This window comes from Amycolatopsis samaneae (genome assembly GCF_039541975.1).
Lineage (GTDB): Bacteria > Actinomycetota > Actinomycetes > Mycobacteriales > Pseudonocardiaceae > Amycolatopsis > Amycolatopsis samaneae.
On record NZ_BAABHG010000013.1, the window covers coordinates 126815 to 152759 of the forward strand.

Annotated in this window: 28 protein-coding genes and 1 pseudogene; 15 read left to right on the forward strand and 14 right to left on the reverse strand. The window is 72.7% G+C overall.

The genetic code is table 11. The features are described 5' to 3' along the window. Positions 1-48: 48 nt before the first annotated feature. Both ABD987_RS31110 and ABD987_RS44630 read left to right on the forward strand, forming a co-directional pair. The gene (locus ABD987_RS31110; protein WP_345402024.1) at positions 49-618 is read left to right on the forward strand and encodes a MarR family winged helix-turn-helix transcriptional regulator; all 570 of its coding nucleotides are present in this window, start codon (positions 49-51) and stop codon (positions 616-618) included. Between the two features lie 749 nt (positions 619-1367). Further along, a pseudogene (locus tag ABD987_RS44630) lies at positions 1368-1565 on the forward strand (phosphatase PAP2 family protein); the annotation flags it as partial. Positions 1566-1868: 303 nt separating this feature from the next. Here the strand turns inward: ABD987_RS44630 and ABD987_RS31120 are convergent. Further along, positions 1869-2693 carry an SAM-dependent methyltransferase gene (locus tag ABD987_RS31120; RefSeq protein WP_345402455.1) on the reverse strand — a complete coding sequence of 275 codons (825 nt, stop codon included), beginning with the start codon at positions 2691-2693 and terminating at the stop codon, positions 1869-1871. A 147-nt stretch (positions 2694-2840) separates the two neighbouring features. Here ABD987_RS31120 and ABD987_RS31125 point away from each other — a divergent pair, with 147 nt between their 5' ends. Next, the gene (locus ABD987_RS31125; protein WP_345402030.1) at positions 2841-3881 is read left to right on the forward strand and encodes an LLM class F420-dependent oxidoreductase; all 1041 of its coding nucleotides are present in this window, start codon (positions 2841-2843) and stop codon (positions 3879-3881) included. Positions 3882-3890: 9 nt separating this feature from the next. On the opposite strand, the gene ABD987_RS31130 is transcribed toward ABD987_RS31125, so the two are convergent. Further along, positions 3891-4529: a class F sortase gene (locus tag ABD987_RS31130; RefSeq protein WP_345402033.1), complete on the reverse strand. Its 639-nt coding sequence runs from the start codon at positions 4527-4529 to the stop codon at positions 3891-3893. Positions 4530-4807: 278 nt separating this feature from the next. Between ABD987_RS31130 and ABD987_RS31135 the strand changes: the two genes are divergently transcribed. Next, complete coding sequence (locus ABD987_RS31135; protein WP_345402458.1) at positions 4808-5767, forward strand: Ppx/GppA phosphatase family protein; 960 nt, start codon at positions 4808-4810, stop codon at positions 5765-5767. Between the two features lie 44 nt (positions 5768-5811). After that, complete coding sequence (locus ABD987_RS31140; RefSeq protein ID WP_345402035.1) at positions 5812-5979, forward strand: hypothetical protein; 168 nt, start codon at positions 5812-5814, stop codon at positions 5977-5979. Between the two features lie 4 nt (positions 5980-5983). Here the strand turns inward: ABD987_RS31140 and ABD987_RS31145 are convergent, their stop codons facing one another. From ABD987_RS31145 to ABD987_RS31160, 4 genes are read right to left on the reverse strand one after another with little or no spacing between them, the layout of a single operon-like run. Continuing rightward, positions 5984-8338 carry a glycoside hydrolase family 65 protein gene (locus ABD987_RS31145; protein ID WP_345402461.1) on the reverse strand — a complete coding sequence of 785 codons (2355 nt, stop codon included), beginning with the start codon at positions 8336-8338 and terminating at the stop codon, positions 5984-5986. A gap of 20 nt (positions 8339-8358) precedes the next feature. Beyond that, the gene (locus ABD987_RS31150) at positions 8359-9090 is read right to left on the reverse strand and encodes an HAD family hydrolase (RefSeq protein WP_345402038.1); all 732 of its coding nucleotides are present in this window, start codon (positions 9088-9090) and stop codon (positions 8359-8361) included. Between the two features lie 20 nt (positions 9091-9110). Then, a complete protein-coding gene (locus ABD987_RS31155; RefSeq protein ID WP_345402041.1) occupies positions 9111-9476 on the reverse strand; it encodes an ArsR/SmtB family transcription factor in 366 nt (121 codons plus the stop codon). A 37-nt stretch (positions 9477-9513) separates the two neighbouring features. Then, a complete protein-coding gene (locus ABD987_RS31160; RefSeq protein ID WP_345402044.1) occupies positions 9514-10086 on the reverse strand; it encodes a TetR/AcrR family transcriptional regulator in 573 nt (190 codons plus the stop codon). 92 nt (positions 10087-10178) lie between these two features. On the opposite strand from ABD987_RS31160, the gene ABD987_RS31165 reads away from it, so the two are divergent. Continuing rightward, positions 10179-10691: a PaaI family thioesterase gene (locus ABD987_RS31165; RefSeq protein ID WP_345402047.1), complete on the forward strand. Its 513-nt coding sequence runs from the start codon at positions 10179-10181 to the stop codon at positions 10689-10691. Here the strand turns inward: ABD987_RS31165 and ABD987_RS31170 are convergent. Further along, complete coding sequence (locus ABD987_RS31170; RefSeq protein ID WP_345402050.1) at positions 10678-11874, reverse strand: glycosyltransferase 87 family protein; 1197 nt, start codon at positions 11872-11874, stop codon at positions 10678-10680. The two genes, ABD987_RS31165 and ABD987_RS31170, sit on opposite strands and share 14 nt — an antisense overlap. Before the next feature lie 106 nt (positions 11875-11980). Here ABD987_RS31170 and ABD987_RS31175 point away from each other — a divergent pair, with 106 nt between their 5' ends. Beyond that, positions 11981-12376 carry a GntR family transcriptional regulator gene (locus ABD987_RS31175; RefSeq protein ID WP_345402053.1) on the forward strand — a complete coding sequence of 132 codons (396 nt, stop codon included), beginning with the start codon at positions 11981-11983 and terminating at the stop codon, positions 12374-12376. Further along, positions 12373-13224 (forward strand): ATP-binding cassette domain-containing protein, encoded by an 852-nt coding sequence (locus tag ABD987_RS31180; protein ID WP_345402056.1) that lies wholly within the window; start codon positions 12373-12375, stop codon positions 13222-13224. Before ABD987_RS31175 ends, ABD987_RS31180 begins: the two co-directional genes overlap by 4 nt. Before the next feature lie 40 nt (positions 13225-13264). On the opposite strand, the gene ABD987_RS31185 is transcribed toward ABD987_RS31180, so the two are convergent. Beyond that, the gene (locus ABD987_RS31185) at positions 13265-13747 is read right to left on the reverse strand and encodes a MarR family winged helix-turn-helix transcriptional regulator (protein WP_345402059.1); all 483 of its coding nucleotides are present in this window, start codon (positions 13745-13747) and stop codon (positions 13265-13267) included. Here ABD987_RS31185 and ABD987_RS31190 point away from each other — a divergent pair. Next, positions 13746-14222, forward strand: coding sequence for a pyridoxamine 5'-phosphate oxidase family protein (locus tag ABD987_RS31190; RefSeq protein WP_345402062.1), 477 nt, complete (start codon positions 13746-13748; stop codon positions 14220-14222). The genes ABD987_RS31185 and ABD987_RS31190 overlap by 2 nt on opposite strands. 10 nt (positions 14223-14232) lie before the next feature. Here the strand turns inward: ABD987_RS31190 and ABD987_RS31195 are convergent, their stop codons facing one another. Further along, complete coding sequence (locus ABD987_RS31195) at positions 14233-15432, reverse strand: ROK family transcriptional regulator (protein WP_345402065.1); 1200 nt, start codon at positions 15430-15432, stop codon at positions 14233-14235. A gap of 133 nt (positions 15433-15565) precedes the next feature. Here ABD987_RS31195 and ABD987_RS31200 point away from each other — a divergent pair, with 133 nt between their 5' ends. Then, entirely contained in the window at positions 15566-16321 is a 756-nt protein-coding gene (locus ABD987_RS31200) for a DUF427 domain-containing protein (RefSeq protein ID WP_345402068.1), read from the forward strand. A gap of 111 nt (positions 16322-16432) precedes the next feature. Here the strand turns inward: ABD987_RS31200 and ABD987_RS31205 are convergent, their stop codons facing one another. Continuing rightward, positions 16433-17212 (reverse strand): zf-HC2 domain-containing protein, encoded by a 780-nt coding sequence (locus ABD987_RS31205; RefSeq protein ID WP_345402071.1) that lies wholly within the window; start codon positions 17210-17212, stop codon positions 16433-16435. Positions 17213-17271: 59 nt separating this feature from the next. On the opposite strand from ABD987_RS31205, the gene sigC reads away from it, so the two are divergent. Continuing rightward, on the forward strand, positions 17272-17844 hold the full coding sequence (gene sigC, locus ABD987_RS31210) for an RNA polymerase sigma factor SigC (protein ID WP_345402074.1): 573 nt from the start codon (positions 17272-17274) through the stop codon (positions 17842-17844). Between the two features lie 65 nt (positions 17845-17909). On the opposite strand, the gene ABD987_RS31215 is transcribed toward sigC, so the two are convergent. After that, positions 17910-18806, reverse strand: a complete 897-nt coding sequence (locus ABD987_RS31215; protein WP_345402077.1) for a TIGR03564 family F420-dependent LLM class oxidoreductase — start codon at positions 18804-18806, stop codon at positions 17910-17912. A gap of 10 nt (positions 18807-18816) precedes the next feature. After that, positions 18817-19500: a TetR/AcrR family transcriptional regulator gene (locus ABD987_RS31220; protein WP_345402080.1), complete on the reverse strand. Its 684-nt coding sequence runs from the start codon at positions 19498-19500 to the stop codon at positions 18817-18819. A 94-nt stretch (positions 19501-19594) separates the two neighbouring features. Here ABD987_RS31220 and ABD987_RS31225 point away from each other — a divergent pair, with 94 nt between their 5' ends. Continuing rightward, positions 19595-20665 carry a serine hydrolase domain-containing protein gene (locus tag ABD987_RS31225; protein ID WP_345402083.1) on the forward strand — a complete coding sequence of 357 codons (1071 nt, stop codon included), beginning with the start codon at positions 19595-19597 and terminating at the stop codon, positions 20663-20665. 135 nt (positions 20666-20800) lie between these two features. Here ABD987_RS31225 and ABD987_RS31230 read toward each other — a convergent pair whose 3' ends face one another. Both ABD987_RS31230 and mgrA read right to left on the reverse strand, forming a co-directional pair. Next, complete coding sequence (locus ABD987_RS31230; protein WP_345402085.1) at positions 20801-21565, reverse strand: class I SAM-dependent methyltransferase; 765 nt, start codon at positions 21563-21565, stop codon at positions 20801-20803. A 44-nt stretch (positions 21566-21609) separates the two neighbouring features. Further along, positions 21610-22638 (reverse strand): L-glyceraldehyde 3-phosphate reductase, encoded by a 1029-nt coding sequence (gene mgrA, locus ABD987_RS31235; RefSeq protein WP_345402087.1) that lies wholly within the window; start codon positions 22636-22638, stop codon positions 21610-21612. Positions 22639-22715: 77 nt separating this feature from the next. Here mgrA and ABD987_RS31240 point away from each other — a divergent pair, with 77 nt between their 5' ends. From ABD987_RS31240 to ABD987_RS31250, 3 genes are read left to right on the forward strand one after another with little or no spacing between them, the layout of a single operon-like run. After that, complete coding sequence (locus ABD987_RS31240; protein ID WP_345402090.1) at positions 22716-23597, forward strand: AAA family ATPase; 882 nt, start codon at positions 22716-22718, stop codon at positions 23595-23597. After that, positions 23594-24964, forward strand: coding sequence for a vWA domain-containing protein (locus tag ABD987_RS31245; protein WP_345402093.1), 1371 nt, complete (start codon positions 23594-23596; stop codon positions 24962-24964). Before ABD987_RS31240 ends, ABD987_RS31245 begins: the two co-directional genes overlap by 4 nt. A gap of 10 nt (positions 24965-24974) precedes the next feature. Next, complete coding sequence (locus tag ABD987_RS31250; protein WP_345402096.1) at positions 24975-25868, forward strand: LysR family transcriptional regulator; 894 nt, start codon at positions 24975-24977, stop codon at positions 25866-25868. The last annotated feature ends 77 nt before the right edge of the window (positions 25869-25945 follow it).

A 25945-nucleotide genomic window follows, 5' to 3' on the forward strand; every position in this document is an offset into this window, starting at 1 on the left:
CTTAGGATGATCAGAGCGCTCGTGACAACCGACGGCGGGAGTGTGGAGATGACGGATCCCGATCGCGCGAACGATCCGGACGCCGCGGACGAGATCGCGGCGGCCTGGCAGCGGGAGCGGCCGGGCACGCCGACCGAGTCGATCGGCATCGTCACCAGGACGTGGCGGCTGGCCAAGCTGTTCGGGGAGGACCGCAGGCGGGTGCTCGCCGAGTCCGGAGTCGACTCGGCGACCCTTGACCTGCTCAGCACGCTCCGCCGCGGCTCCGATCCCTACGCGCTGACCACCCGCGAACTGGCCCGGCTCACCCTGGTCACCGCGGGAGCGATTTCCCAGCGGGTGGCCAGGGCCGAACGCGACGGGCTGGTGCGGCGCTGGTCCGACCCCGGCGATCGCAGCGTGTGGGTCCAGCTGACCCCGGCCGGGCACGCCCTGGTCGAGAGCACCGTCACCCGGGTGCTGGAGCGGGAACTCGAACTGCTCGCCGGTCTGGACGCCGGACAGCGCCGGCAGCTCGCCGAGCTGTTGCGCCTGTTGCTGCGCGATGTGCAGGACCGCCTCGGCGATCACGGCGTCTCGCACGTCGGCGACACCGGCGACGCCGGCGCGGCACTGTGAGCGAGCGGTATGTCCGCCGTACCGCCGATCCCGCCGTCGCGAAAATGACAATCTCGACAACGCGGGAATAGGCGCGACTCGTATCGTGGTGACAAAATCATGACCACATTCGAGCGCGGGGGAAATCCGGGCAGGTTATGCCTTGTCTGCCGGTTCGTTGGTTAGTAACGTACCTGCCGGATGAGGGAAACCGGCCGGGAACGGCCACCGCCGATGCCTGGTAAGCGCACGGTTTCGCCACATTCGCCGAGATTCGGTGCCGCCGGGTGACCCTCGGAATTGTGCGGCGCCGGCATTTCCGGATTCGGCGAGTGAAGAGTCGCGAACTCCGCATTCCGTGTCACGAGGAATAGTTCGGGGGAGCCGTGCTCGAGGAAAGGCCGGCCCATGACTCCGCCCGCCGGGTCATCGAGGCACGATGCCTGGCGATCGGCCTCGGTGCCTGCGCCGGGCTGTTCGTCGTCAGCTATTTCGGTCTCGTGGTCACCCCGGCGGGGCAGCGGTGGGACCACGCGGTCTTCCTGCGGCTGACCACCCAGGCCCCGGGGACGGTCCAGGACGGCTCGTGGTGGCTGCTGGAGGCGATCGGGCACGTCCCGGTGCTGTTCGGCGCCGTCCTCGTGGTGGTGCTGGTCGGTGCCGTGCGGCGCAGGCCGGGGGTGGGGCTCGCCGCCGCGGCGGTGATCCCCTGCTCGATCGGCGCCTCCCGGGCACTCAAGCTGGTCGTGCTGGAGCGTCCGGAACGGGGCATGGACGTGGTGTGGCTGGCACACAACAGTTTTCCCAGCGGGCACGCCACCGCCGCCATCTCGATCGGGCTCGCCCTGCTGCTGGTGGCGCCGCGGAGTGCCCGCCGAGGGCTGGCGGTGGCCGAGGCCGTCTGGACACTGGTGGCCGGGCTCGCCGCGGTGATCGCGGGCTGGCACCGCCCCAGCGACGCGATCGGCTCCGCCGCGCTGGCCGGTGCGGCGTACTGCGCGGCCGCGCTGGCGTGCCGGTGGACGCGAGGGCCGGCGTGGTACGGGCGGGCACCGAAACACCGGCCGGCCGCCCGGCGCCGGTCGTGGCGGCGTGGCCCGGGTGCCGTGGACGACGCCGGACGGGACGGGACCGGCACGGTGCCGGTCCGGCCCGGTCAGTACCGGCGTGGACGTGTTTCGCGCCCTCGTCGCTGTCGTACGACGTCAAGGTCCGTGCCCGGCCGAAGAGCCGGCGACCGCGCGTACCCCGGCGACCGGACGCGCCGAGCCTCAGGGTTTGCGGGCGACCCCGGCGAGCATCGCGGCCTCGCTGGGGTCCGCGAAGTCGATGACGGGTGTGTCGGGCCCGCTTTCCTCGGGGCGCCAGGCCGCCGTCCAGGTGACACCCGGTTCCAGCAGCGCGAAGTCACCGAACAGGGCGGTGATCTCCGCGTTCGACCGCAGCACGTGCTTGCTGACGTCCGAGTCGTACATCCGGATGACCGCGTGCAGCTGCCCGGCGATGTCCTCGGGCAGTCCCTCGTGGGTGAGCTGGGACAGGGCCAGGTAGGAACCCGGGGGGAGCATCCCGCGATACCGCGCGATGGCCTCCGGCCCCAGGTCCCGGCCGTCCGGGCCGAGCTGCTGGATGTGCATCACGGCGGTGACCAGCAGGGCCAGCGGTGCGTCGAGGTCGACCACGCCGGTGTCCGCGATGGCGTGCCAGAGCCGGTCGGGCTCGCGGAGATCGCCGTGGATCACCGCGTGGCGGCCGGGATCGCCGTGGCGCTCCAGCAGGATCCGGGAGTGCGCGACCGCCACGGGTTCGTGGTCGATGTAGACCACGCGGGAGTCCGGCGCCACCTCGTCGGCGACCTGGTGCACGTTGCCCATCGTGGGGACACCGGAGCCGATGTCGACGAACTGACGCACACCCAGCCGCACCAGGTGCCGCACCGCGCGGTGCAGGAAGGCCCGGTTGGCTTTGGCGCACTGCGCCCCGGCCGGAAACGTCGACAAAACCTTCTTGCCGAACTCACGATCGACGGCCCAGTTGGCCGTACCGCCGAGGTACCAGTCGTAGATCCGCGCCACGCTGGGGCGCTCCAGGTCCACTCCCGGTATGGGCCGCTCAGATCCCTGTGTCACGTCTTCTCCCCACCGTCCTGGGTGAATCGTAGCCAAGCCGGGCGATCTCCCCTGAGCTGCCGACCTAAGCGGGCGCTCAGTAGACTGGGGCCAGCCGAGCAGAAGGAGTAACGGATGCGGATCGGGACCCAGATCAGCTACGCGGGCGGTTTCGCCGAGAGCGTCGCGGACATCGTCGAGCTGGAGAAGGTCGGGCTCGACATCGTCTTCGTGCCGGAGGCCTACTCGTTCGACGCCGTCAGCCAGCTCGGCTACGTCGCCGCGAAGACCGAACGGGTGGAGATCGCCTCGGGCATCTTCCAGATCTACACCCGCACGCCGACGCTGACCGCGATGACCGCGGCCGGGCTCGACTTCGTCTCCGACGGCCGGTTCACCCTGGGGCTGGGCGCGTCCGGGCCACAGGTGATCGAGGGTTTCCACGGCGTGAAGTACGACGCGCCGCTCGGCCGGACCCGCGAGATCATCGACATCTGCCGCCAGGTGTGGCGCCGCGAGCGCGTCGTGCACGACGGGAAGCACTACACGATCCCGTTGCCGCCGGAGCGGGGCACCGGGCTCGGCAAGCCGCTCAAGCTGATCAACCACCCGGTCCGCGAGCGCATCCCGATCCTGCTCGCCTCGATCGGCCCGAAGAACGTCGCGCTCACCGCGGAGCTCGCCGAGGGCTGGGAGCCGATCTTTTTCCACCCCGAGAAGGCCGCCGACGTCTGGGGCGCGTCGCTCGCGGAGGGCAAGGCCAGGCGTGACCCGTCGCTGCCGGAGCTGGACACCTTCGTCGGCGCCGCGCTCGCGATCGGGGACGACGTCGATCACCTGCTGGATCACCTGCGGGGCATGCTGGCCCTCTACATCGGCGGGATGGGCGCGCGGGGCAAGAACTTCTACAACGACCTCGCCTGCCGCTACGGCTACGAGGCCGAGGCGAAGCAGATCCAGGACCTCTACCTGGACGGCAAGAAGGAGGAGGCCGCGGCCGCCGTGCCCGCCGAGCTGCTCCGCGCGATTTCGCTGGTGGGCCCCGCGGGCTACGTCAAGGAGCGGCTCGCCGCGTTCGAGGAGGCCGGGGCGACCACGCTGGTCGTCAATCCGTTGCTGCCCGGCCGTGAGGCGCGGGTCGAGGCCGTGGCCAAGTTGCGGGAACTCCTCGGCTGAGGCGGGGTGTCAGGGCGCCGGGGCGGCGAACACCGCCGTCCGGTGGCCCACGCCCGCGGTGGCGTCGTAGGTCCCGTGGCAGGTGATCAGCCGCAGCTCCGGCCCGCCCGCGTCCGGCGCGACGAGGGCGTTGTCCGGGGTGTCCGGCGGGAAGACGGCCACCCGGCGGACGACGAACCGCCCGGCCAGCCCGGCGGCGTCACGCACCGTGATCTGGTCGCCCGGCCGCAACCCGGCGAGCCTGCCGAAAGCGCCGTGCGCGTATCCGAAGCCCGCGTTCCCGGCCACGACGGCGACCCCGCTCTCGCCGGGCGCGGGGCCGTCGGCGAACCAGCCGACGCTCGTAGCGGTGCCGGGCAGCTCCCGGCGGCCCTCCGGGGTGTGCCCGAGTTCGACGAGCTTTCCGCTGGTCAGCCCGAGCGTCGGGATTTCGAGCACCGCCGGTTTCGGGGTGGTGTGCCCGCTCGCGGGCGAGCCGCGGCCCGCGGGCACGGGGGCGGCCCCGGCCGTGGCCGGGGTGACCGCGGCGGGCGCGAGCGCGAACGAGACACCCAGCAGTACCCCGCCCAGGCCGAGGACGACCGCGGTCGCCGCGGCGAGCAGCGGGACGAGCTCGCCGCGCCGCTCGGGTCGTCGGATCACGTTCACCTGCCGCTCCACCCCGGTCTGATGCCCAGACATCGTCCCGGGCCCCCGTCGTCGTTACCGAATTGAGTCTTAACTCGCCCTGAATCACTCAGTCGGGTTACCTTCGGTAATCTGTGGTGATATCACGGCGTGAGCGAAGCGCCAGGAAGTTGTCAAAACCACGTGACTTACGGGGGAGTTCGGCCAAGATCAGGTGAACAGGGGGTTGAATCCCGGACACGGTAAGACCCCGGAGGATCATCCGCAGCGGAAGTGAGGTGTGCCCGGCTGTGCCGAAGATCGCGTCGACCACGGAGAAGCCCGCGGTGGGCGTGCTGGACGTCGGATCGTTCAGCGCGCGCCTGGTGGTGCTGGAGCCCGGCGGGACACCGCTCGACCCGGCCCTGTCCCACCAGACCCGGCTCCGGCTCGACCGCGAACTCGACCCGGCGGGACGCCTGACCGAACGCGGGATCGCGGCGGTGACCGCCGCGGTGTCGGCCGGGATGACCATGGCCGCCAAGCACGGGGTCACCGACGTGTACCCGCTCGCGACCTCGTCGATCCGGGACGCGCGCAACGCGCGGGAGGTGGTCCACCGGATCGCCGCCGAAACCGGCGTCGAGCTGCGGTTCCTCTCCGGGCGCCGGGAGGCCGAGCTGGCCTACCTCGGTGCCCGTCGCTGGTACGGCGCCGGGGCGGGGCCGCTGCTGGTGCTCGACATCGGCGGCGGCACCGTCGAACTGGCCGCCGGCCGGGGCGAGCGGGCCGCGTTCGCGCGGTCGCTGCGGCTGGGCGCGCGGTCGATGACCCGGGACTGGCTGCCCGTCGAACCCGTGTCGGGCGAGCGGGCCGCCGCGCTGCGCGAACACGCGCTCGAAGAGGTCACCGAGGCGCTCGGCGACGTGCTGCCCGAGATCGCCGACCACCGGGTGGTCGGCTGCTCGAAGGTGCTGCGCCAGCTCGCCCGGCTCGCGGGTGACCGGCCGGGCAAGGCACGCGAGCTGCGGCTGGAGGACCTGCGCGCGTGGATCCCCCGGCTGGCCGCGCTCCCGTCCGCCCGCCGGGCCGAGCTGCCCGGCATCTCGCGGGTCCGCGCCCGGCAGGCGCTGGCCGGCGCGATCGTCGCGGAGGCGCTGCTCACCGTGTCCGGCGGCCGGGTGGCGATCTGCCCGTGGTCGACCAGGGACGGCCTGCTGCTCACCCTGCTCGACCGGCTCGGCGGATCGCCCGCGCGCGGCGGGCGCCGCGTCGCGTAGCCCCGCCCCTGGTGCGGGGACGGAAAACCGGGTACCCAGAAAGGATGAACGAGCCTTTCGGGGAAGAGGACGAGCAGCAGCCGAAGCTGCCCGATCCCCAGCTGCCCGGTGACGTCCCCACCGCGCCGGGCCCGGACCTGACTCCGGGCCGGACCCGTGACGTCGATCCGCCGCCCGGCACCGAGGATCAGCCCGGCGAGCCGCCGGACTGAGGCCTCAGCCGCCGGGGCCGCGGACGCGTCGCACGGGTTCCCGGCCCAGTGGCTGCACGGGCGCCTCGCCGGGATCGATCGGCGGGATCGGCAGCCGCACCGGTTCGGCGGTCACGGTGATCGCCTCGCCGTGGTGGCGCAGCGCGAGCGGCTCGCCCATCAGCACGTGGTAGGTGGCCTCGTCGCGGTCGATCTCGACCTGGAACCGCGTGCCGCGGAAGCACAACCGGAAGGTGAGCCGGTTCAGCGCGGGCGGCAGCCGGGGCGCGAACGTCAGCTCGCCGCCGTGATCGCGCAGCCCGCCGAACCCGGCGACCGCGCCCTGCCACGCCCCGGCCAGCGACGCCATGTGAATGCCGTTGCGGACGTTGTTGTGCACGTCGTTCAGGTCGGTGAGCGCCGCCTCGGCGAGGTAGTCGTAGGCGAGCGCCAGGTGCCCGACCTCGGCCGCGACGACGGCCTGCGTCCCCGCCGAGAGCGAGGAGTCCCGCACGGTCCGCGCCTCGTAGTAGGCGAAGTCGCGGGCCTTTTCCGCGAGGCTGAACGAATCCCCGCACAGGTGCAGTGCCAGCACGAGGTCGGCCTGCTTGACGACCTGTTTGCGGTAGAGGTCGAAGTACGGGTAATGCAGCAGCAGCGGGTAGTGCTCGGCGGCGGTGCCCGCGTAGTCCCATTCGTCGTGGTCGAGGAAACCCTCGGACTGCGGGTGCACGCCGAGTTCGGCGTCGTAGGGCAGGTACATCGCCGCGGCCGCCGCGCGCCAGGAGTCGAGTTCTGGGGCGTCCACGCCGAACCGCTCGGCGAGGTCGGGATGCCGTTCACACGTCGAGACCGCGCCGAGCAGGTTCCGCCGGGCCATGAGGTTCGTGTAGACGTTGTTGTCCGCCACCGCGGAGTACTCGTCCGGCCCGGTCACCCCGTCGATGCGGAACGCGCCACGCCGGTCGTGGTGGCCGAGCGAGGCCCACAGCCGCGCGGTCTCCACGAGCAGTTCGGCGCCGCACTCGCGCTCGAACTCCTCGTCGCCGGTGGCGCCGAGGTAGCGCAGCACCGCGTCCGCGATGTCCGCGCTGACATGGAACGCGGCGGTGCCCGCCGGCCAGTACGCCGAGCACTCCGCGCCGGTGATGGACCGCCACGGGAACGCCGCGCCGCGCAGCCCGAGCTGACCGGCGCGGTCCTTCGCTTTGTCCATTGTGGAGTGTCGCCAGCGGAGCGCGTCGCGGGCGGCGTCCGGCATCGTGTAGGTCAGCACCGGCAGCACGAACGATTCGGTGTCCCAGAACGCGTGCCCGTCATACCCCGGCCCGGTCAGGCCCTTGCCCGCGATCGCCCTGCTCTCCCCGCGGGCCCCGGCCTGCAACAGGTGGAACAGCGCGAACCGGACCGCCTGCTGGAGCTCGGGATCGCCGTCGAGCTCGATGTCCGAGGTGGCCCAGAAGTCGTCGAGGAACGCCCGCTGCTCGGCGAGCAGCCCCGCCCAGCCGGTCTGCCGAGCCCCGGCGAGCGCGGCGTCGACCTGCGCGCGCAGCGCGGGCACCGACCGCTGCGCCGACCAGCCGTAGGCGAGGTACTTCGTGATCCGCAGCCGCCCGCCCTTCGGGACGTCGACGGCCACGGTGAGCCGCGCGAGATCGTCCTCGGCGTGGATCCGGGTGCGGACGCCGTCGTCGACCTCGATCTCGTGGTCCATCGCCGCGGCCATCCGCAGCCCGGACACCCGGGTCCGGTGCACCAGCACGGCGTTGTACTGCTCGGCGTGGCTGAACAGCGAGACCAGCGGGGACTCCAGCGCCGCGGCGACACGCGGGTCACGGGTGTCGGACTCGATCGGCTCGTTGGCCAGCAGATCCGACTGCGCCACCAGCTGGAGGTCGTCGTCGAGCGGCTCGACCTCGTAGCGGATCGCCGCCACCGCGCGCTGGGTGAACGACACCAGCCGTTCGGTGCGCACGCGGACCCGGCGCCCGGTCGGCGAGGACCATTCGGTGGCGCGGGTCAGCGTGCCCGCGCGGAAGTCGAGCACCCGGTCGTGCGCGGTCGCGGTGCCGTACCGCATGTCGAGCGGTTCGTCCTCGACGAGCAGCCGGATGATCTTGCCGTCGGTCACGTTGACGACGGTCTGGCCCTCCTCGGGGTAGCCGTACCCGCCCTCGGCGTAGGGCAGCTCGTGCTGCTCGTAGAACCCGTTGAGGTAGGTGCCCGGCAACCCGCGCGGCTCCGCCTCCTCCAGCGTGCCGCGCAGCCCGATGTGCCCGTTGGACAACGCGAACGCGGATTCGGTGCGCTGCAGGGCCCCGATGTCCATCCCACGCCAGCGCAGCTCCCACGGCGCGCATTCGTACCCGTGCCCCGGCATCGTGCCCTGGCCAGGAAAGCTCACGGTGCCTCCAGCAGTTCGGCGAGATCGTCCACCACCACGTCGGCGCCGTGCGCGCGCAGCTCACCGGCCTGGTGCGCGCGGTTGACGCCGACGACGAACCCGAAGCCCCCGGCCCGGCCGGCCTGGACCCCGGACTGCGCGTCCTCGAACACCGCCGCGTGCGCGGGTTCGACGTCCAGCGCCCGGGCACCGGCGAGGAACGAGTCCGGCGCGGGCTTGCCCTTCAGGTGGTCCCGCCCGATCACCAGCCCGTCGATCCTGGCCTCCACGAACCGCGTCAGGTCCGCGGCGTCGAGCACCTTGGCGCCGTTGGCCGAGGAGGTCACGACCGCGATCCGCAGCCCGGCGTCCCGCGCGGCCTCGAGGTACCGCACCGAACCGGGATAGGGGTTCACCCCGCGTTCCTCGATGATCTTCAGGACCAGTTCGTTCTTGCGGTTGCCCACGCCGTTGACCGTCGCCGCGTCGACCGGATCGTCCGGTTCCCCTTCGGGGAGCGTGATCCCGCGCGAGCGCAGGAACTCGCGGACGCCGTCGGCGCGTGGCCTGCCGTCCACGTAGGCGGCGTAGTCGTGGTCGGTGAACGGAGTGAAATCCGCGCCGTCGCGTGCGAGGAGGAACTCGTCGAAGGTCCGTTTCCACGCCTCGCGGTGGAGCACGGCCGTCCCGGTCAGGACGCCGTCGAGGTCGAACAGACAGGCGGTGATGGTCTCCGGCAGTCCGAGCATGCCTGCGACGGTACCGGGACTCAGCCCGCCTCGCCGGTGCGCGCCGGATGCGGGCGGACGCGGTGGATCAGTTCGTGCACGTCCTCGTCGGCGAGGCGGTAGCGCACCACCCGCCCGGCACGCCTGGCCGCGACGAGCCCGTGCGCGCGCAGCAGCCGCAGCGCCTGGGACACGGCGGTGTCGGTCATCCCGGTCACCGCCGCGAGGTCGGTGACGCTGATTTCGCGGGCGTAGTGGATGGACACCAGCAGCGCGAGCCGGGACGGGTCGGCGACGGCGGAGAACCGCCGTGCCCACTCGTCGATCACCGCGCGGTCGCCCAGCCCGGCGCTGGCCGCGGCGGCGCGGTCGGGGTCGATGAGGCGGGGTTCCGGCTCGGTGCTCACGCGCCGATGATGGCACCCCGGCCGCGGCCGGACCAGCTCAGCTTTCCTCCCGTGCCAGCCGGGCGAAGTGCGTGGCGGCGCGGTCGAGCGGGGCGGTGGACCGGCGGACGCGGCAGAGCAGCAGCGCGCCCTCCAGGAGTTCCACCGCGGCGAAGGCGAGGTCCTCCGCGCGCTCGGCGTCGTACCCGCGCCCGGCGATCAGCCCGGCCAGCAGCCGGTGCCAGGTGGCGAACGCCGTGCGGCACGCCTCGGTCAGCGTGGGGGAGACGTTGGCCATCTCCAGCGAAACCGTGGCGAGCGGGCAGCCGCCGCGGTACCCGTCGGCGGCGAGCGCCTGGCCCGCCTTGCGGTACCACCAGCGCACGGCGTCCTCGACGGTCTCGGTGCGCTCGAAGGCACGCCGCACCGTCTTGGCGACGAGTTCGGTGCCCAGCTCGATCGCGGCGACCCCGAGCTGCTCCTTGCCGCCGGGAAAATGGTGGTAGGCCGAGCCCCATGGCGTGCCGGCCTCCTCGACCAGCCGCCGCCAGGACGTCGCCGGGTAGCCCTCGCGGCGGAACAGGGTCATCGCCGTGGAGATCATCCGCTCCCGGGTGGTGGTGTCGGGCACGTTCCCAGTCTAGTCCTTGACTAGGACGATCGTCCTGTGCCTATCCTGATCACTAGGACGACCGTCCTGGTATCTCGGCGAGCGGAGGCGGCATGACCGTCGGAGACGTGCACGTGGGACAGCTGCGTGAGAAGACCATTTCGTGGCGGGATCCGTTGCCCACGGCGGAACTCGGCGCGAAACTGTCCGGTGTGGACTATCTGCGCGGGATCGCCGACGGGAGCGTCCCGCCGCCGCCGATCTCCGCCCACTTCGGGCTGCGCTGGGTCAGCGTCACTGAGGGGGACGTCGTGCTGGCGGCCGAGCCGGACGAGTCGCTGTACAACCCGATCGGCACGGTGCACGGCGGGGTGGCGGCCACGATGCTGGACTCCGCCGTCGCGTGCGCGGTGCACTCGACGCTGCCCGCCGGGGTCGGGTACACCTCGGTCGAGCTGAAGGTCAGCTTCGTGCGCCCGATCCACGGCGGCATGGGCGAGATCCGCGCGCACGGCTGGGTCGTGAAGGCCGGGTCACGGGTGGCCTTCGCCGAAGGCGACGTGCGGGACGCGGCGGGCCGCGTGCTGGCCACCGCGTCCAGCACCTGCCTGATCATCCCGTCGTGAGGGGATGGCCCGCACCCGGGTGCGGGCCAGGGTGAAGCACGCGGCGCCGAGCAGCGCGAGCAGGGCGACGAGCACGTAGGCGTTCCCGGCGACATACTGCCAGCCGGTCCAGGTGCCGCCGGGGGGCGAAGGCCCGCTGTGGTCCGCCGGCGAAGAGCGCGGCCGATCCCAGTACGCCGAGGCGGTGCGCGAGGTTCGTCGCGTGGCTCGCGAGAATCAGCAGTGCCGGGATGATCCACACCCAGTGCGCCGACCACGACAGCGGGCAGCACAGCAGCGCGGCCACGGCGTTGACGACGAGGGCGAGCGGTGGGGAGGCCCGCCGCGTGACGAGCACCGCGGCCACGAGGACGGCCGCGATCAGGATGATCAGGAGCGCCCAGTGCCAGCCGCCCGGCAGGCCGAGCCGCGTCAGCGCGCCGGTGAGGGACTGGTTGGTTTCGCGGCCGAGGTTGCCGCGGGTGCCGTCGGCGAGCACCCCGCCGAAGAAGAAACGCGCCGATTCCGTCGGGGCCACGAGAAAGCCGAGTCCGGTCGCCAGGGACCCGGCGATCGCGGCGGTGCCCGCCGCCCGGAAATCCTTGCGCAGCAAGAAGAACAGCAGGAACGCCGCCGGGGTCACCTTGATCGCCGCGGCGAGGCCGACCAGCAGCCCGCGCGGCCAGCGGGTGCGCGGGCTCAGGCAGTCCACCGCGACGAGCGCCATGAGCCACACGTTGACCTGGCCGAGCCCGAGGTTCTCGCGCAGGGGATCGAACAGCAGGAACACCGGCGTGGTGAGCGCCGCGATCCCGGCCGCGCCCCGGCGCCCGGCGTCCGGCCACGCCCACCGGGCCACGACGTAGGCGGTGACCGCGAGCGCCGCGACCGTGACCACGACGGTCACGACGATGGCCGACGGCAGCGGGGGCACCGTGAACGGCGTCAGCGCGAACAGCGCGAACGGCGGGTAGAGGAACGGCGGCGTCGCCCCGCCCGGCGTGCCCGGCAGCGGGCCGTAGAGGTCCCCGCCGTGCCACCAGGCCCGGCTGCCCTCGCGGTAGGCCTGCAGGTCGGCGACCCACCCGCCGTAGGAGTGGACCGGGTACGCCGCGACGGCGATCGCGACGAGGCCGCACAACGCCACGAGCGGGCCGAGCCGCGAAAGCGGCAGGCGGCCGAGGGTACTGGCAAGACGGTGCATCGCGCTGCCTCTCAAGTGTTCTACTTAACTAGTACACTGCTTAAGTGTTACACGTGCCGAGGCGGGTTTGTCAGCTATTGTGTTAGTCAAGTGACACAATGGAGGTGTGGCCGTGGAGTTCCGCGTCGACCGCGGCGGCGGGGTGCCCGCCTACGTGCAGCTGGGCAACCAGGTCCGGGAGGCACTGCGCCTGGGCTGGCTGCGACCCGGTGACCGGCTGCCCACCGTGCGGGACGTGGTCTCCTCGAGCGGGGTGAATCCCAACACCGTCCTCAAGGCCTACCGGCAGCTGGAGCTCGAAGGGCTGATCGAGGCGCGGCAGGGGTCCGGGACCTTCGTCAAGCGGTCGCTCGGCTCGGTGGACCCCGAGGCCATGGCGCGGCTGCGGGTGCGGCTCGCGCGCTGGACCGGCGACGCGCGGGAGGCCGGGATGGAGGACGAGGACATCCAGGCGCTGGTCGGCGACGTCCTCGCCGAGTCCACTGTGGACCGTACGAGGTGAGTCCGGACGGCGTCGCGCTCGCGGCGCGGGGCCTCGGCAAGGTCCACCGCGGCCGGTGGGTGCTGCGCGACTGCGCGTTCCTGGTGCCGGCCGGGCGGGTGGCCGCGCTGGTGGGCGGCAACGGCGCGGGCAAGTCCACCCTGCTCGGCGCGCTGGCCGGGGTGCTCGCGCCGGACACCGGGGAGGTGCGGGTCGCGGACGGGGCGCGCGTCGCGTTCGTCGCCCAGGACAAGCCGCTCTACCCGCACTTCAGCGTCCGGGAGATGCTGCGGCTGGGGCGGGCCCTGAACCGGGTGTGGGACCAGGGGCGGGCGGAACGCTGGCTGGAGCGGTTCGGTGTCCCGCTCGGCCGCGCGTGCGGGAAGCTGTCCGGCGGCGAGCGGGCCCAGGTCGCCCTCGCGCTCGCCGCGGGGTCCTGTCCTTCCGTGCTGCTCCTGGACGAACCACTGTCCGAACTGGACCCGCTGGCCCGGCGCGAGGTCACCAGGGAACTGCTCACCGAGGTCGCCGACACGGGCATGACCGTGCTGGTGTCCACCCACGCCGTCGCCGAACTCGACGGGGTCGCCGACTACCTGCTCCTGCTCGAACGCGGCCGGCTGCGCGTCGAGGGCGACATCGACGACCTGCTGGCCGCGCACCTGCGGTACGCCGGTCCCCGGTCGGCCACCGCGCCGGTGCCCGGCGAGGTCGTCGAGGCCCGGCACGCGGGCGGGCGGTCCGAATTCCTGCTCCGGGTCCCGCTGGGCACCGTCGCGCCGGAAACGGAGCCGTGCTGGGCCCCGCGTCCGGTGACACTGGAAGACCTCGTCCTCGCCCATCTCACGAACGCGCGCGGGGGGAACTGAGGCGCCGCCGGGATCCGCGTCCACTTCGGACGGTGAGGGACTAGCGCGGCGGGCGGACACGCCGGTTGCGGACGGCCTCGTCGCCGCCGAAACGGCCGATGATCGCCGTGAGCAGTGCCCGCGCGTCGGCGACGCGAGCCGCCCCGAACTCGTCGATCAGTTCGCGTTCGAGCGACTTCCGCAGTGCGCGGGTCTCCTCGATCGCGTTCCGCGCCTGCTCGGTGAGGTGCAGCAGGCGCGTGCGCGCGTCCCCTGGCGCGGGCTCCCGGCGCAGCAGCCCGCGCCGTTCGAGATCGGCGACGGCCTTCGACGCGGCCTGCTGCGTCACGCCCATCCGTTCGGCGAGGGCGGAGATCGACAGGGGAGCGGCGAGCACGTGCTGGAACACCACGCCGTCGTTGAACCGCGGTTCCCCGAAACCCCGCGCGGCCAGCCGCCGCCCGAGTTCGTCGGTCATCGTCCAGCCGGCGAACAACGCGGCGAGTGACAGGTCGAGCCCGGGTGCCGTATTATCCACAACCATGGTTGTGGATTCTCGCACGGCGCCGGCGGAGCTGCTCGACGAGTTCGTCCGGATCGCGCACCGGATCGTGTGGTGCGCGCTGACCACGGTGGACCGGCGCGGACGTCCCCGGTCGCGGGTCGTGCACCCGATCTGGGAACGGACAGGTGACGGCGTGACCGGCTGGGTCTTCACCCGGCCGACGCCGCTCAAGCTCGCGCACCTGGCGCGGACGCCGTTCGTCTCCTGCACCTACTGGGACCCGGCGCACGAGGTCGCCGTCGCCGAATGCGCCGCGGAACTGCTCGACGACGAGCCCGCCCGCGAGCACGTCTGGGAGCTCTTCGCCACCGCGCCGGAACCGCTCGGCTACGACCCGAAGATCCTCGGCGCGCGGGACCACCGGGACCCGGCGATCCGGGTCCTGCGGCTGACGCCGTGGCGGCTCGCCTGCCCGGGAGGCACCGGCGGCCGGGCCTGGCGGGCGGCGGGCTGAACGCCGCGGCTCAGGCCGCGCCGACGCGCCGTTCGAACACCAGGCCCTCGGCGGCACGGAGACCGACACTGATCGCGCCGGCCAGCACACCGTCCTCGCCGAGCTCACCCTGCACGACCGCCGGGACGAGCGGGGTGAACGCGCGCAGCGCCCGGTCGATCGGTTCGAGCAGCAGGTCCGCCGCCGTGCCCATCCCGCCGCCGAGCACGATCAGCTCGGGGTCGAGCACGGCCGCGACCGACGCCACCGTGTAGGCCAGCCGGTCCGCCTCGGCCTCGACGGCCCGCTGCGCCAGTTCGTCGCCCTCGCGGGCGAGACGGAACACCTCGCGTGCCGATTTCGCCGAGCCGAGGCCGAGTTCCCGCGCCCCCTGGACGACGGACTGGGCCGCGGTGGCCTCCTCCAGGTGCCCGCGCGCCGGTGGCTCGCCCGGTTCGTCGGCCGAGCGGAGCTGTCCGTAGGGCAGGTAGCCGATCTCCCCGGCGGCGCCGGTGGCACCGCGGAAGACACGGCCGTCGACCATCAGGCCCATGCCGACGCCGGTGCCGATCGTGATGCAGCCGAACACGGACGCGCCGCGCGCCGCGCCGCTTTCCCATTCGCCGACGGCGGTGAGGTTCGCGTCGTTCTCCACCATCAGGTCGGGGCCGACCGCGGCCTCCAGGTCGTCGAGCAGCCCGGCGCGTCCCCAGCCGGGCAGGTTCGGCGCGTGCCGGAAGCAGCGCCGCGCCGGATCGGCGACGCCGGGCGAGCCGAGCACGCGCACCACGATGTCCTCCTGGGCGAGGCCCGCGTCGGAGATCGTGGCGGCCGCGATCGTGCCGACCGCCGAGACCAGCGCGTTGCCCGACCGGGCGGTGTTCCGCTCGTCCCGCCGCGCGACCATCGTGCGGCCGAGGTCCGACACGGCCACCCGGAGGTGCTCGCGGCCGATGTCCACGCCCAGCACGTAGCCCGCGGTCGGGTCCGCCTCGTAGAGCACCGCGGACCGGCCGGTGCCGGTGGAGGTGTGCCCGGTCGGGCGCGCCAGCCCCGCGGCCTCGAGCGCGAGCAGCGCCTGGCTCACCGTCGGCTTGGACAGCCCGGTGTCCTTGGCCACCTGGGGCCGGGTCGCCGGACCGCCGCGGCGCAGCAGATCCAGCACCGCCCGCTGGTTGATCTTGCGCATCCCGGCGGGCGTGCCGACCGGCGGAGTGTCTACGCCAACCACCAGAGCCCGCTTCCTGTCGAAGGTATAGGTACTCCCAAGTTATCCGGAGGCGCCGCCTCTTGGGTAAGAAACCTTCCTATCGACCCGCGGCGGGTGAGGGAACAGACACCGCCGGCGGGTCGTTGAAGGCCGTATGAGTACTCCGGGACGCGGCCGGGTCCGCGTGGCACGCGGCGCGAAACGGGTCCGGGCCCGCCTCGGCGGGCAGGTGGTCGCGGACACCGTCCACCCGTTGCTGGTGTGGGAAGTTCCTTACTACCCAACGTATTACTTCCCTCGCGCCGACGTCGTGCCCACCGCGCTCACCCCCACCGGGAACACGGTGCGCTCGCCGAGCCGGGGGGAAGGCGTTCTGTCGACGATAAGGGCCGGTGGTGCCGAAGCGGTGGACGCCGCGCTGGAGTACCCGGAATCCCCGATCCCCGAGCTCCGGGACCACGTCCGGATCGAGTTCGCGGCGATGGACGCGTGGTTCGAGGAGAACGAGGAGATCTTCACCCACCCCCGGGACCCCGGGGTCCGGGTGGACATCCTGCCCAGCTCCCGGCACGTCCGGGTCGAGGTCGGCGGCGTGACCGTCGCGAACAGCGTCCGCCCCTCGCTGCTGTTCGAGACCGGCCTGCCCACCCGGTACTACCTGCCGCGCACCGACGTCCGGCTCGACCTGCTCGAACCGACGGACACGGTCACGCACTGCCCCTACAAGGGCGCGGCGGGGTACTGGTCCGTCCGCGCCGGTGGCGAGCTGCACACCGACCTCGCCTGGAGCTATCCGGACCCGTTGCCGGAGAGTGCCAGGATCGCCGGGCTGATCGCCTTCACCGACGAACGCGTGGACGTCCACGTCGACGGCGTTCTCCAGGAACGGCCTCGGACGAAGTTCGCCTGAGTGCCGCCCCCTGCACCAAGCGGTCCGTGAATGCCACATTGAGGGACTCAGAGTCCCTCAATGTGGCATTCACGGACTTTCGGAGCCCCGGAGCAGCTCGCCTGACGGCGCTCAGGCGGCGTGCCGGCCACTGGCGCGGCGGCGGGACCCGGGCCGGTGCCGGGGACGTGCCACCGGCCCGGCCCCCGCGGTGGAGGCGGTGACCCCGTCCGCGCCGTCCCGCACCACGGTGGGCGAGGGGCTGTGCCGCTCGCGGTGCTGCCGGTGCACGGCGTAGAGCAGGGCCAGACCGAGGACCACCAACGTGTGCGTGAGCACCCGGCCCGCGGTCACCTGCCCGCCGAGCAGGTCACCGGCGGAGACCCCGGACAGCACGAGGACGAAGCCGGTGAGCAGCGGCAGCTGGCCCGACGCCGTCTTCGGCCGGAAGGTCGCCCACAACAGGCCGACACCCACCGCGAGGTTCCACGCGCCGCTTTCGTGCGCGAGGTGCCCGGCCAGCTCGACCGGGTCCAGATGATGCGCGCCGCCGCTGCCGAGCAGCTGAGCGAAGGCCAGCCCCAGTTGGGCGACCGCCACCACGCCCAGCGCGATCCGCACCGGCCAGCCCTCCGCGCTGGGCGCGGGCGCGCGGTCGAGGATCGCCTCGGTGAGGTCCGGGACCGGCGGCGCCGGGCGCAGCAGCAGGCCGCGGTTCAGCCGTTCGGCGGCGGCGAACCACGTCCGGCAGGCCGCGCACCCGGACAGATGACGGTCGAGGGCACCGGGCGCGCCCGGCTCGGTTTCGCCGTCGATCCTCGCCGACAGCCCTTCACGGCATTCTTCGCACCTCACCTCCCAGTAGTCGGACGACGAGGCCGGACGGTTCCCCGCGCTCCCGCTGTACTCCATCCATGCCCCCGCCGCCACCCTCAAACGAGGAGCTGCGCTCCCGCTGTACATTTCTGGGCATGCCCGGTGCGCGCAGCAGCGAAGACGACGAACGGATCACCGCGCTGGCGCTGGCCGCCGGCCGCGGCGACCGGCGCGCGCTGGAGGAGTGGGTGCGGGCCACCCAGGCCGACGTGTGGCGCTTCCTCGCCCACCTCGCCGACGCCGGTGCCGCCGACGACCTCACCCAGGAGACCTACCTGCGGGCCTTCGGCAGCCTGCGCCGGTTCGCCGGCCGCTCGTCCTCACGCACCTGGCTGCTGTCCATCGCCCGCCGCGTCGTCGTCGACCAGCTGCGTTCGGCGGGGGCCCGGCCACGGATCGCCGACACGGACTGGGAAAGCGCCGTCGAACGCCGGGGTACCCGCGCCGCCGCGGCCGGGTTCGAGGACCTGGTCGAACTGCGGATGCTGCTCGACGGCCTCGACCCGGAGCGGCGCGAGGTGCTCGTGCTGACCCAGGTGCTCGGGCTGAGCTACGCCGAGGCCGCCGACGTCTGCGGCTGCCCGGTCGGCACCGTGCGCTCCCGGGTCGCGCGGGCCAGGGACGACCTGCTCGACGCCGCCCGCGAGCGCGGGCACGACGTCGGCTGAGTTCTGTCCTTTTCGGACGGTCAGAGGCAGAATAACAGCGCGTGCGTCCGGTCCTGTTCGGACGGTCAGAGGCGGGCGAGCAGCGCGCGCGTCCGATCCTGTTCGGACGGTTCCCCGAAGGGGATGACCAGCAGCTCGGTGGCACCAGCGCTTTCCAGCTCGCGAACGCGAGCCAGCACGTGCTCCTCGTCGCCGGCCAGCACCGCGTCGGGCACCCCGGCATGGCCGTCACGGTCCAGGATCGCGCGGTAGGCGGGGACCCCGGCCGCGGGGCCGTAGCGGTCCTGGACCCAGTCGCGCCGCGCTCCGGGATCGCTCGTGACGCAGATCAGCTGGGTGGAGATCACCCGCGGTGCCGGGCGTCCGGCCCCGGCCGCCGCCTTCGTGAGCGTCGGCACGACGAACTCCGCCAGCGAACGCGGCCCGGCCCACACGGTGGTCGCGCCGTCCGCGTACGCGCCGCTGACCCGCAGTGACACCGGGCTGACCGCGCCGACGACCACCGACGGCGGCTCGTCGTTCGGGATCCCGACCTCGCCCGCGGCGGTGAGTGTCTCGCCGTGGAAGTCCGCCTTTTCCCCGCGCAGCACCGGATCCAGCGCCTGGAGGTACTCGCGCAGGTGCCGGATCGGCCGGTCGAACGAGTAGCCGAACTCGCCCTCGACGATGGGCCGGTGGCTGACGCCGACGCCGAGGTCGACCGGTGCTCCGGTGGTGGCCTGGAGCGTCCGCGCCTGCGCCGCGAGGGTGAGCGGATGCCGGGAGTAGGTCGGCACCACCGACGTGCCCAGCGTGACGCCGGGGACGCTGGTGCCGATCGCGGCCAGCGCGGTGAGCGCGTCCCAGCTCCCGCGCTGGGCCAGCCAGATCGAGCGGTAGCCGAGTTCGGCGGCGGTGCGTGCCTGCGTCCGCAGGTCCGCGAAGGACACGCCGAGTTCGTCGAGGAGGATTCCGGTGCGCATCGCGTTTCTCCTAGCTGTAGGCACGCCGCAGGTGGGCGCGGTCGAGTTCGGCGGCTTCGGTGAAGATCGCGACGGCGCGGGGCGCGATCGCGCGGACCTTCGCCGCCGGGGGCCTGCCCGGCGGGGTGAAGGCGTGGGCGACGGTGTCGGCCAGCAGCGCGGCGGCCGCGGCGGGGTCCCCGGTCCGCGGGGAGAGCAGGAAACCGTGCATCATCGCGCGGTACGCGACGGCGATCTCCCCGACCGGCCGGTCCGTCCGCAGGAGCCGGTGCCCGGCGAGCAGGCGCAGGTAGTCCTCGAACAGCTCGTCGTGACGCGGGTTCAGATCGCCGTGGAGCTTGGGCAGCAGCTTGCCGAGCAGGTCGGCGTCGGCGGCGTAGCCCGCGTACAGCAGCGGCCGGTTGACGACGTTGGTGAACTGGACCTCGGTCAGCCGCGGCAGCAGCGCCACCTGCGGGTCGGCTTCGAGCGCGTGCACCAGGTCTTCCATCGTCCGCGCCCCCTCGCGGCGCAGCACGGCGAGGAACAGCGCCTCGCGCGTCTTCCAGTGCAGATAGAGCGTGCCCTTGCCGACGTCGGCGTGGTCCGCGACGTCTTCCACGGTGGTACGCCGGTAGCCGACGCGCGTCAGGAGGTCGGCGGCGGCGTCGAGGATGCGTTCGGCACGGTCCGCCCGGGACTCGGCAGGGCTCATGCGAACGAGCATATGACCAAATGCGAAATTTGGTCAAACGTCAGCACGGCGTATTCCAGGGGACGGGATCAGCGCGCGCGGCTACCGTCGGCTCATGTCGTTCACCGGTTTCGACACCTGGCTCGCCGCCCGCGCCGCCGAGGACCTGTTCTCCGGGGTGGTGCTGATCCGCCGTGGTACCGAGACGGTGTTCTCGGGTTCCTACGGGTGGGCGAGCCGTCGCTGGCGCGTGCCGAACACGCTTGCCACGCGCTTCGACACCGCGTCCGTCACGAAGCTGTTCACCGCCGTGGCGGCGTTCCGGCTGGCCGACGAGGGACGGCTGGAACTGGACGCGCCGATCGCCGGGCTCGTCGATCTGCGTGGCACCACGATCTCGCCGGAGGTGACGGTGCGGCACCTGCTCACGCACACCTCGGGCATCGCCGACGACGCGGACGAGGAGGCCGGGGAGAGCTACGAAGCCCTGTGGGAAGCCAAACCGGTGTACTCGGTCACGCGCACGCGTGATCACCTGCCGAATTTCGCCTACAAGAAGCCGATGTTCGCGCCCGGCACGGGCTGCCGGTACTGCAACGCCGGCTATCTGCTCGTGGGCATGGCGATCGAGGAGGTCACCGGTACCGGGTACCGGGACCACGTCCGCGAGGCCGTGTTCGCCCGCGCGGGCATGGCGGACTCGGACTTCTTCGACCGGCGCGACCCAGCCCCCGACGTCGCCGAGGGCTGGGACCCGGTTGTCGGTACCGAAGGCCGGATCACCGGCTGGCAGCAGAACATCTTCAGCTATCCGCCCATCGGCTCACCCGACGGCGGTGCACACTCCACTGTGGACGATCTGGTGCGGTTCCTGCGCGCGGTACGCGGCGGTGAGCTGCTGTCCGCCGAAAGCACCTCGCGGTTCCTCACTCCGCAGGTGCCGCACCACGAAAGCGCCGACGGCGACGTCTGGTACGGCTTCGGCCTGGAGTTCACCCTCGGCGCGGACGGCGAGGTGCGGAACCACTACAAGGACGGGGGCAACACCGGGGCCTGTGCGCTCGCGCGGCACTACCCGGCGGCGGGCCTCGACGTCGCGATGCTGTCGAACCTCACCACCGGCGGGCTGGCCGTGATCCGTGAGATCGACCGCCGGATCACGCGAGATCTCCACCTGATCACATGAGGTCTCCACCTGAACACGTGAGATCGCGCGACCTATCCCGGTGACCTCGTGTGCGCGCACGGAGATCCCGCGTGATTGTGGGGAGATCTCGCGTGATTGCGTGGAGACCTCGTGTGACGGGACGGAGAACCCGGGTCAGGGCCTGCGGGCTTCGAGCAGGAAGCGGTGGTGGTTCATGGACCAGCCGCCGTCGGCGAGGATCAGCTCGTGCATCGCGGCGAGCCGTTCGCGATACCGCTCGACGTCGAAGTCCGGCACCATCCAGATCACCTTGCGCAGGTAGTGGACCACCGCGGCGACGTCGAAGAACTCCACGCGGCAGACCGCGGTCCGCAGTTCGGTCACGGTCAGCCCCGCGGCCTCGGCGGCGGCACGGGCGCCCTCGGCGCCGAAGGTCGGGTCGGCGGGGTCCGCGGGCGGGCAGGAACCCATCATGAACGCCGTCAGCTCGGCGGCGGAGGGCCCGCCGACGTGCTGGGCGAGGTAGGTCCCGCCGGGGGCGAGCGCCCTGGCCACCTCGGGCCACGGGACGTACGTCGGATGGCGCGCCGTGACGAGGTCGAAGGTGGCGTCGGGGAACGGCAGCGGCGCGTCGGCGGGGAGTTCGTGCACCTCGGCGCCGAGCGGGGCCAGCGTCTCCCTGGCCGTCGCGATGTTCGGCGCCCAGCCCTCGGTGGCCGCCAGTACCGGCGGTGGCGCCGGGATCCCGGCGAGCACCTCGCCGCCGCCGGTCTGCAGGTCGAGCCCCGCCGAGGCGCGGGCCATCCGTTCGCCGAGCAGCCGGGAGTATCCCCACGGCGGCCGTTCCTCGGTGGCCCGGCCGGCGAACCAGGAGAAGTCCCAGCCCTCGGTCGGCTGCGCGGCTCCCTCGGCGAGGAGTTCGTCGAACGTCGTACCCATACCGGACATCGTCGGTGCCCCGGCGATCACTCGCAAACGGTTTCTCAGGCGTCGCTGGAGCGCTTCCACAGGTTGATGCCGCTTTCGGTGGCGTAGCGGTCGATCTCGGCCAGCTCCGCCTCGGTGAACTCCGGGTTCGCGAGCGCCCCGACGTTGTCCTCCAGCTGCTTGACGCTGCTCGCGCCGATCAGCACCGACGTCAGCCGCGGGTCCCGCAGCGCCCAGGCCAGCGCGAGCTGGGCGAGCGTCTGTCCACGTTGGACGGCGATCTCGTGCAGCGCCCGCACCTTGGCCAGCGACTCGTCGGTCAGCGTGTCCGGCCTGAGGGATTTGCCTTGCGCGGCACGGGAATCCGCCGGGACGCCGTCGAGGTAGCGGCTGGTGAGCACGCCCTGGGCGAGCGGCGAGAACGCGATGCACCCGGCGCCCGCGGTCTCCAGCGTGTCGAGCAGCTTGTCCCGTTCGATCCAGCGGTTGAGCATCGAGTACGAGGGCTGGTGGATGAGCAGCGGCGTGCCCAGCTCGCGCAGCAGCCGCGCGGCCTCGGCGGTCCGCTCGGAGTTGTAGGAGGAGATGCCGACGTAGAGCGCCTTGCCCGAGCGGACGGCGTGGTCCAGCGCGCCGACGGTCTCCTCCAGCGGCGTTTCCGGGTCGAAGCGGTGCGAGTAGAAGATGTCGACGTAGTCCAGCCCCAGCCTGCCCAGCGACTGGTCGAGCGAGGCAAGGAGGTACTTGCGCGAACCCCATTCGCCGTACGGGCCGGGCCACATGTCGTACCCGGCCTTGGTGGAGATCACCAGCTCGTCGCGGTACGGCTTGAAGTCACTCGCCAGCAGCCGCCCGAAGTTCTCCTCCGCCGAGCCGTAGGGCGGGCCGTAGTTGTTCGCCAGGTCGAAGTGCGTGATGCCGAGGTCGAACGCGCGCCGGGTGATGTCGCGCTGGACCCGGAGCGGCCGGTCGTGGCCGAAGTTGTGCCACAGGCCGAGCGAGATCGCGGGCAGCTTCAGCCCGGAGCGTCCGCACCGTCGGTAGGGGATGGTCTCGTATCGGCTGGCCGCCGCAACGTAGGTCACGCGGCCGATGCTAACTCGCGGGCGCCTGCCCGGCGGTCCGGTACAGTCCGGGGTGAGCAAGCGCTTAGGGAGGTCGCGTGGGCACCGGATTCTTCTCCTCCGTCGACGACGTGTCGGCGAAGCTCGCCGAGGTGGGCTACCTGGCCTCGCCCGCCGTGGCGACCACGGTGTTCCTCGCCGACCGGCTCGGCAAGCCGTTGCTGGTCGAGGGCCCGGCCGGGGTGGGCAAGACGGAGCTGGCCAAGGCCGTCGCGCGGGTCAGCGGCTCGCGGCTGGTGCGGCTGCAGTGCTACGAGGGCATCGACGAGGCCCGCGCGCTCTACGAGTGGAACCACGCCAAGCAGCTGCTGCGGATCACCGCGGGCCGGGACGAGACCTGGGAGCAGGCCCGCACGGACATCTTCGGCGAGGAGTTCCTGCTCCGCCGCCCGCTGCTGACCGCGATCTCCTCCGACGAGCCGACGGTGCTGCTCATCGACGAGACCGACAAGGCCGACATGGAGGTCGAGGGCCTGCTGCTGGAGGTGCTGGGCGACTTCCAGGTCACCGTCCCCGAACTGGGCACGATCACCGCGGCCCGGCACCCGTTCGCCGTGCTGACCTCCAACGCCACCCGCGAGCTGTCCGAGGCGCTGCGGCGGCGGTGCCTGTTCCTGCACATCGACTTCCCGGACGAGGATCTGGAGCGCGAGATCGTCCGGCGCAAGGTGCCGGGGATCGACGCGGTCCTCGCGGACTCGGTGGTCCGCGTCGTCGCCGCGCTGCGGGCGATGGACCTGCGCAAACTGCCCTCGGTGGCCGAGACGATCGACTGGGCGCGCACGCTGCTCGCGCTCGGCGCCGACGTGCTGGACGAGCAGGTCGTCCGCGAGAGTCTCGGTGTGGTGCTCAAGCACCAGGACGACATCGCGAAGGCGGGGGTGGGCCTGCGGCTCGACGAGGTACTGGACGCCTCGTGACCTCGGCGGTTCCGGAGCGGCTGACGGCGTTCGTGCGGGCGCTGCGGGTGCAGGGCATCCCGGCGGGGCCCAGCGAGACGGTCGACGCGGCCGCCGCGCTGGAGGTGCTCGGCTTCGCCGACCGCGAGCTGATGCGGGAGGGCCTCGCGGCCGCGCTGGTGCGCCGGGGCGGGCAGCGCTCGGTGTTCGACGCGGCCTTCGACGTCTATTTCCCGGCCGGGGTCGGCGCGCCCGAGCGGGCAAGGGAGGACCGGCCGGAGAACCTCGAACAGCTGCGTGACCAGCTCGCCGCCGCGCTCGCCGAGGACGACCGGCAGGCGCTGGCGCAGCTGGCCGGGGTCGCGGTCGACCTGCTGGGTTCCTACGGCACCGCCTCCGGCCCCGGTGGCGGCTGGTCGGCGCACCAGACGCTGGACCGGCTCCAGCCGCAGACCCTGATCGTGCGGGTGCTCGCCGCGATCCGCGCGGGCACGCCGCCCGGCGACGCGTTCACCGACCGCCTGGAGCGCGACGAGGTCCGGCGGCGGGTCGAGGGGTTCCGCGGGCGGGTCCGCACCGAGGCGCGGCGGCGCGCGGCGGAGGTCCGCGGCGCGGAGCGGGTGGCGAAGCACGCGATCCCGCCCGCCGCCGACCGCGTCGACTTCCTCATCGCGAGCCGGAGCCAGCTCGCCGAGCTGCGCCGCACGATCCAGCCGTTGTCCCGCAAGCTCGCGACCCGGCTCGCCGCGCGGCGGCGCGCGTCCGCCAGGGGCCGGATCGATCTGCGGCGCACGCTGCGCCGTTCGCTCTCGACCGGGGGAGTGCCGGTGCGCCCGGCGTACCGGCACCGGCGCCCGTCGCGGCCGGAAATCGTGCTGCTGTGCGACATCTCCGGGTCGGTCGCCGGGTTCGCGAACTTCACCATGCTGCTCGTGCAGGCGCTGCGTGACCAGTTCGGCAAGGTCCGCGTGTTCGCCTTCGTCAACCAAACCGAGGAGGTCACCGGGCTGGTCGACGGCGGCGACGCCGATCCGGAACGGCTCGGCGCGCGCATCCTCACCGAGGCCGAGGTGTCCCGTTGGGACGGGCACAGTGACTACGGCGACGCGCTGGGACAGTTCGACGAGGACTGGGCCGACGCCGTCGGGCCGCGGACGTCGGTGCTGATCCTCGGTGACGCCCGCACCAACGGCGGTGACCCGAACCTCGACGCGCTCCGCCGGATCCGCGGCCGCGCGCGGCAGGTGTTCTGGCTCAACCCGGAACGGCGGGCGCTGTGGTCCACCGGGGACTCGGCGGCGCTGGAGTACGCGGAGCTGGTGGAAATGCACGAGTGCCGGAACGTGCGGCAACTGTCCACTGTGGTCACCCGGCTGCTGCCGGTCTAGGCGGCGCCCGGTGGAGCTGCGTCAGCTCAGGTACTTCGTCACGGTCGCCGAGGAACTGCACTTCGGCCGGGCCGCGGAACGGTTGCACGTCGTCCAGCCCGCGGTGAGCCAGCAGATCCGGCGGCTGGAACGGGAACTCGGCGCCGAGCTGCTGGACCGCTCGCCGCGGCGCGTGCGGCTCACCGAGGCGGGGCGGGTGTTCCTGCCCGAGGCGCGGGCGGTGCTCGCGGCCGAGGAGCGCGCGAAGGCGGTCGTCGCGGAGTTCACCGGCGGGCGCATCGCGACGATCCGGCTCGGCACGAGCACCGGACTCGGTGATCACCTGGACCGGGTGCTGGACGCGCTCGCCGGGCTGGCGCCGGGCACCGGCGTCGAACTGGTCTCGGCGGCGACGCGGACCCGTCTCGACCGGGTCGCGAACGGGCAGCTCGACGCGGCGCTGGTCCGCGGCGCGTGGGAACACCCCGGGGTGCGGCTGTTCCCGGTGTGGGCGGACCCGCTGGTGGTGGTGATCTCCGCCCGGCATCCCCTCGCCGAGGGGCGGGACATCGCGCTGGCCGACCTCGCCGGGCTGCCGCTGCGGCTGGTGTCGCGGCGGGACAACGCCCCGCTCGTCGACCTCGTCGTTTCCGCCTGCCACGAAGCCGGGTTCACCCCGGCCTTCGACGGGAAGACGGGCAGCCTGCAGGACACCCACGCCGCGATCGGCGCCGGAGAGCCACTGTGGACGGTCAGCTACGCCGCGCACGCGCGGCAGCTGGCCACCGCGCGGGTGGCGTTCCGGCCGGTGCGCGACGCGCGGCTGGTGCTGCCGACGTCGCTGGCGGTGCGGGCGGAGGACCCCACCCCGCACCTGGACGTGCTGCTCGCGGCCTGCGCCGCGCTGGACGATCACGATCACTGATCGCTGCGCGTACGGAACGGATCTTGGTCGCGCGCCGGGTTTCCGGTGGACTGGGGTCAGCCCGGCGGAGACCGGGG